Consider the following 5203-nt stretch of genomic DNA (forward strand, 5'->3'; position numbering starts at 1 on the left):
CGTCATCCCGGTCATCGGCGGCGAGGATGCCCACCAGGAGCTTGTCCTGCAGGTCTCGCAGCCGGTCAGGAACCGCGCGGATCGGCGTCTTCGTGATCACGAGAACGCCGAACAGGCTGAGCAGAATCAGGAGCGGGGCGGCCAGGTAGGCCGTCACGGCACCAGTCAACGGCGAGCTGACGAGGAACCCGGCAAGCCCCCCCGCCCTCCCCATCGCGTGCTGGCCGGCGGCGAAGTCGGGAACTCCGCGCGCCAGGTGCACGATCCCCAGCGCGCCCAACCCGAACGCGGTCCAGCCGATCACCACCCGACCGCGGCTGTCTGGATCGCTGGGACTGCGGACAAGTCTCCAGGTCGCGCCCAAGCCGAACAGCGGCAGCGCCACCGCGCCCACGCCGACCAGGAAGTGCAGCACCACGGAGACAACCCGTCCGACCGGCCCGGCGGCGTGAAACCAGACTGCCGCCGCCGTGAGGACGGTGGCACCAAGCGCGGCGAGCGCCACACCGTCCCGCTGGTGGGTCCCGTCGATGTGAAGGTCACGAGCACCACGGCCGATTCGGCGTAGCAGACTGCCCAACAGCGTGGCCGCAGCGAGCCAGAAACGCACCGTCAACCGGATGACGCTCCGGGCGATCAGCAGCGTGAAGGGCACGCTGGGCTTGCGTGGCGGCGCCTTTGCGCGACCGCCCTTCTGTCCCTTCGACTGTGCATTCGACCGGGGTTTCGCCGGCGGGCGCCGCGCGGGCGCGGCTCGGGAGCTCGCCGTCCCGCCCTGGGCACGCGTACGCGTGCCACCTGCCCGCGTGGCCACGCGCCGAGGGTACAGGTCCGCGGCGCTGACATCGGGCAACCGCGACCTTCCGGGCGCGTCGCCCCGGGCCGGATCAGACCTCGACGACAACCGGAATAATCATCGGACGACGTCGATAGGTGTCACTGACCCAGCGCCCGACCGTGCGACGTACCAGCTGCTGGAGCGCGCCGACGTCGACCATCCCCGACCGCATCGCTTCCGCCAACGTGTCGGTGACCAGTCCGCGAACCTGCTCGAAGGCATCGCGAGTGTCGGAAAAGCCCCGTGTCGACAGTTCCGGACCACCCACGACCTTTCCGGACGCCGCGTCAACGACAACCATGATCGTGATGAAGCCCTCCTCGCCCAGGATGCGGCGATCCTTCAGGCTTGGTTCGCCGACGTCGCCGACCGCGAGCCCGTCAACGTAGACATAGCCGCACGGGACCACACCGGTGATGTTCGCCTGCCCGTCGACGAGGTCGACGACCATGCCGTCGTCGGCCAGCACCACCCTGTCGGCGGGTACACCGCTGGCCTCGGCGAGCGCGCCGTGTGCCCGCAGGTGTCGCCATTCGCCGTGCACCGGCATCACGTTCGACGGCCGGGTAGCGTTGAGGACGTAGAGCAGCTCGCCTGCTGGGGCGTGGCCGGAGGTGTGGACCTTTGCCACCCCCTTGTGAACGACCTTCGCGCCCCAGCGAGCCAAACCGTTGATCACCCGGTAGACCGCGTTCTCGTTGCCGGGTATCAGGCTGGAGGCCAGCACCACCGTGTCGCCGGCCTGGATCTGGATGGCGTGGTCGCGGTTGGCCATCCGCGACAGCGCCGACAATGGCTCGCCCTGGGACCCGGTCGAGACCAGGCAGATGTTGCGGTCGGGCAACGCACCGACGTCCCGCAGATCGATCACAAGGCCGGTCGGCACCCGGAGCAGCCCGAGATCGCGGGCCACCCCCATGTTACGGACCATCGACCGCCCGACGAAGCACACCGAGCGACCGTGAGCTTCCGCCGCGTCAAGAACCTGCTGAACCCGGTGCACATGGCTGGCAAAGCACGCGACGATGATCCGCTTCTTGGCATCCCGGAACACGCCGTCGAGCACCGGGGCAATCTCCCGCTCGGATGTGACAAAACCCGGCACCTCGGCATTGGTGGAGTCGGACAGAAGCAGATCAACGCCTTCCCGGCCGAGCCGGGCGAAACCACCGAGGTCGGTCAGGCGGCCGTCAAGGGGTAGTTGATCCATCTTGAAGTCGCCGGTGTGCAGCACAAGGCCCGCCGGAGTGCGGATCGCGACAGCCAAAGCGTCCGGAATGGAGTGGTTGACCGCGAAGAACTCGCAGTTGAACGGGCCGAAGCTCTGGGTCTGTTCCTCCCGGACCTCGATCGTGACCGGGCTGATGCGATGCTCGGCGAGCTTGGCCACCATCAGCGCAAGGGTCAGCCGGGAACCGACCAACGGAATGTCTGCACGCTCACGTAGCAGGTAGGGCACGGCGCCGATGTGGTCCTCGTGCGCGTGGGTGAGCACGACCGCATCGATCGCGTCGAGCCTGTCCCGAATCGCAGTGAAGTCGGGAAGGATCAGGTCGACGCCCGGCTGGTCCGTCTCGGGAAACAGGACCCCACAGTCGACGATGAGCAGCCGGCCGTCGAACTCGAACACGGTCATGTTGCGGCCGATCTCGCCCAGGCCGCCGAGCGCGACGATGCGCAGACCGTCCGGGGGCAGCGGCGGTGGCGTTCCCAACCCGGGATGGGGATGGCTCACGCGGACCCCACCGTCGCGCTCGCGTCCACGCAGAGATCGACCCCGGCCGCGGCGAGGTCGACACGCAGTCGCTCGCGTTCATCGTCCGTCGCGTCGACCAGTGGCGGGCGGACACCGCCAGCGGGCAGTCCCGCCATATTGAGAGCAGCCTTTGTCATGATCACACCTTGGTTCCTGAATAGGCCCTCGTACGCCGGAAGCAGACTCATGTGCAGAGCACGGGCACGGACCGCGTCACCTGCGTCGAAAGCGTCGATCATCGAGCGGAGCCGGCTGGTGGCGACATGCCCGACGACGCTTACCACCCCGACGGCACCTACCGACAACAACGGGAGGTTGAGCATGTCCGTCCCGGAGTAGTACGCAAGACCCGTGCGGGCAAGGACCCACGATGACGCTCCAAGGTCGTCCTTGGCGTCCTTGACCGCCACGATCCGCGGATGCTCGGCGAGTCGCACCAGCGTATCTGTTGCCACCGACACACTGCTACGGCCAGGTATGTCGTAAATCATCACCGGGAGGCCGGTTGCGTCTGCGGCGGCGGTGAAGTGCACGAGGAGCCCCGCCTGCGGGGGCTTGTTGTAGTAGGGGCTCACCACCAGCAGACCGCACGCGCCGGCCTTCTCCGCAGCCCTGGCCAACTCCACGGTGTGACGAGTGTCATTGGTGCCCACCCCGGCGATCACCGCGGCGCGGGCACCAACCGTCTCGACCACCACGCGCAGCAGCTCTTCCTTTTCCGCATCCGAGGTGGTAGGCGATTCCCCGGTGGTGCCGTTGACGACCAGGCCTTCGTTCCCCGCGTCCACCAGATGCTCGGCGAGCCCAGCGGCACCATCAAGATCAAGTTTGCCACCCGCGGCGAACGGGGTGACCATCGCAGTGATCATGCGACCGAAGGGTGCTCGGGACAACACTGACATGTCGGTCACCTTAGTGCCTTGTCAGGCAACGTCCGCCTGGGGAACCTCGACCATACGGCTACGCCAAGTCGTCGGCATCCCGATGATGACGGCGACGTGATGATGATGCTCCCGCGACGGGAGCATCATCGGGCGGTCGCAGCATGTTGCGATCCAGCCTCGTCCACAGTTCGATCCGGCCGAGCCGGACAAGGCTCCGCAGACCACCAGCACGCCAGGAGTCAACGCCCACGCCCTGGCCGTAGTTCTTCGGCATGCCAACCATCCCGTCCTCGGGTGTCGACGATCAGTTTACTCTCTCGGTCGCTACGCGGAGGTGTGCCAGCCAAACGCGGCCCGTGCACCAGCAGTGACCGCCAAGGCCACCAGCAGGACAAGCAGGGCGAGCTTGAAAGGCTCAAGGACCCATGCCGCCAGGCTGCTGCGCTCCCGGGTCAGCAGCAAGGTGGCCGCGAACGACGACGGTACGGTGACCACGGTCACCGCATTGACATTCAACCGGAAAGGCAACACCGACAGCCCCACCGTGAAGATCATCAGAGTCAGAATCGCCAGGTTCACCCGCCAGATGTCGCGCGAGACGCTGAGCCCCACAAGCAGCTTCGCACGCACCGGGCGGCGCGCGTCGGTCGTGTAGTACGCATACACCTCACGGTTTCGCTGAAGGTCTTCTACGAACATACGTTCGACTGGCCGGTTATACAAGTCAATCACGGCCGGATGGCGAATCTCAATGCTCGTGTCGTCGGTCCCCACACTGACGTGGTAGCTTCCCGGACCCCCCGGATCAAGATCCACCAGCGCGGTCGGATTGACGAGCCAGCTCCACAGCGACTGGTCACCACCACGCAACGGGCTCCACCGGTCCAGGACCGTCCGGCGCTCCTCCTGCATCTTGATCAGAGCTGGCCGGTAGGGATCAAGCGTCACCGCCGCGAGCGCCTCCCAACGCCAGCCGTACTCGGCGACCGTGGACAGCACCGGGACCGCCTCGGCGCCGGCCCCACCGAGCGCATCGATCCACGCCACGAAGGCGAGCAGATACGCCTCGATACCGGCCTCGTCGATGTCGACGGGTACGCGAAGATCGCGACACAGCTCCCCCGCGGCCAACAGCAGATTGTCTGCGCTGCTCAGCGGGTCGGGCGGTTCGGCCAACGCCTGGCCCAGGATGGCCTCGGTGCCGGCGACGAGGGCGGCCCACGACCGGACCGTCGCCTCCGACACAGCCAGCTCCGCCTCCTTGTTGAGATATTCACGTATCGCCCGCACACCGAGCAACGCACCGCGTCGTGGAACGAGCCCCGGATGGTTACCGCTGAACCGGCCAGGCCGGAACCGGGAGATCGCATCGACGACGAAGCGTGATGCCTCCGACGGCGGATAACCGATGTGCTCCGCCAGCCGCACAATGAGGTTACCCTGAGTTGTCACACTTGCCGGATAGGGCATCAGATGGGCGTCCGACCCGCCCGGCCCGACCAGATTGAACGCGACCAACGCCCGCTTCGGCATCGTCGAGATCGGCAGTAACAGCGAAACCTCGTCGGGTAACCGACCACCGGTGCGGGTCAGCAGGCCATGCCGACGGGCGACGGCGGTGAGTAACGGATCCAGTGGACCCCAGTTGACCGATCGCTGGAGCTGGCACCGGTTCGCGCTCAGGAGAGTGAACTGGTCCACCACCCGGCGCCGGAGACCCGCGTA

General features: G+C 66.9%; 4 protein-coding genes. All 4 read right to left on the minus strand.

What is annotated here, in order from left to right; translation table 11 throughout:
* On the minus strand, positions 1-655 hold a 655-nt coding region (locus U9980_RS01410; RefSeq protein WP_322766342.1), incomplete at its 3' end, for a DNA translocase FtsK 4TM domain-containing protein.
* Positions 656-887: 232 nt separating this feature from the next.
* Complete coding sequence (locus U9980_RS01415) at positions 888-2573, minus strand: ribonuclease J (RefSeq protein WP_322766343.1); 1686 nt, start codon at positions 2571-2573, stop codon at positions 888-890.
* Positions 2570-3496 carry a 4-hydroxy-tetrahydrodipicolinate synthase gene (gene dapA, locus U9980_RS01420; protein WP_322766344.1) on the minus strand — a complete coding sequence of 309 codons (927 nt, stop codon included), beginning with the start codon at positions 3494-3496 and terminating at the stop codon, positions 2570-2572. Before dapA ends, U9980_RS01415 begins: the two co-directional genes overlap by 4 nt.
* Positions 3497-3802: 306 nt before the next feature.
* Positions 3803-5203, minus strand: a 1401-nt coding sequence (locus U9980_RS01425) for a hypothetical protein (protein WP_322766345.1), incomplete at its 5' end; no start/stop codon positions are given.

Source organism: Protofrankia sp. Cr1 (assembly GCF_963555865.1).
Classification (GTDB): Bacteria; Actinomycetota; Actinomycetes; order Frankiales; family Frankiaceae; genus Protofrankia.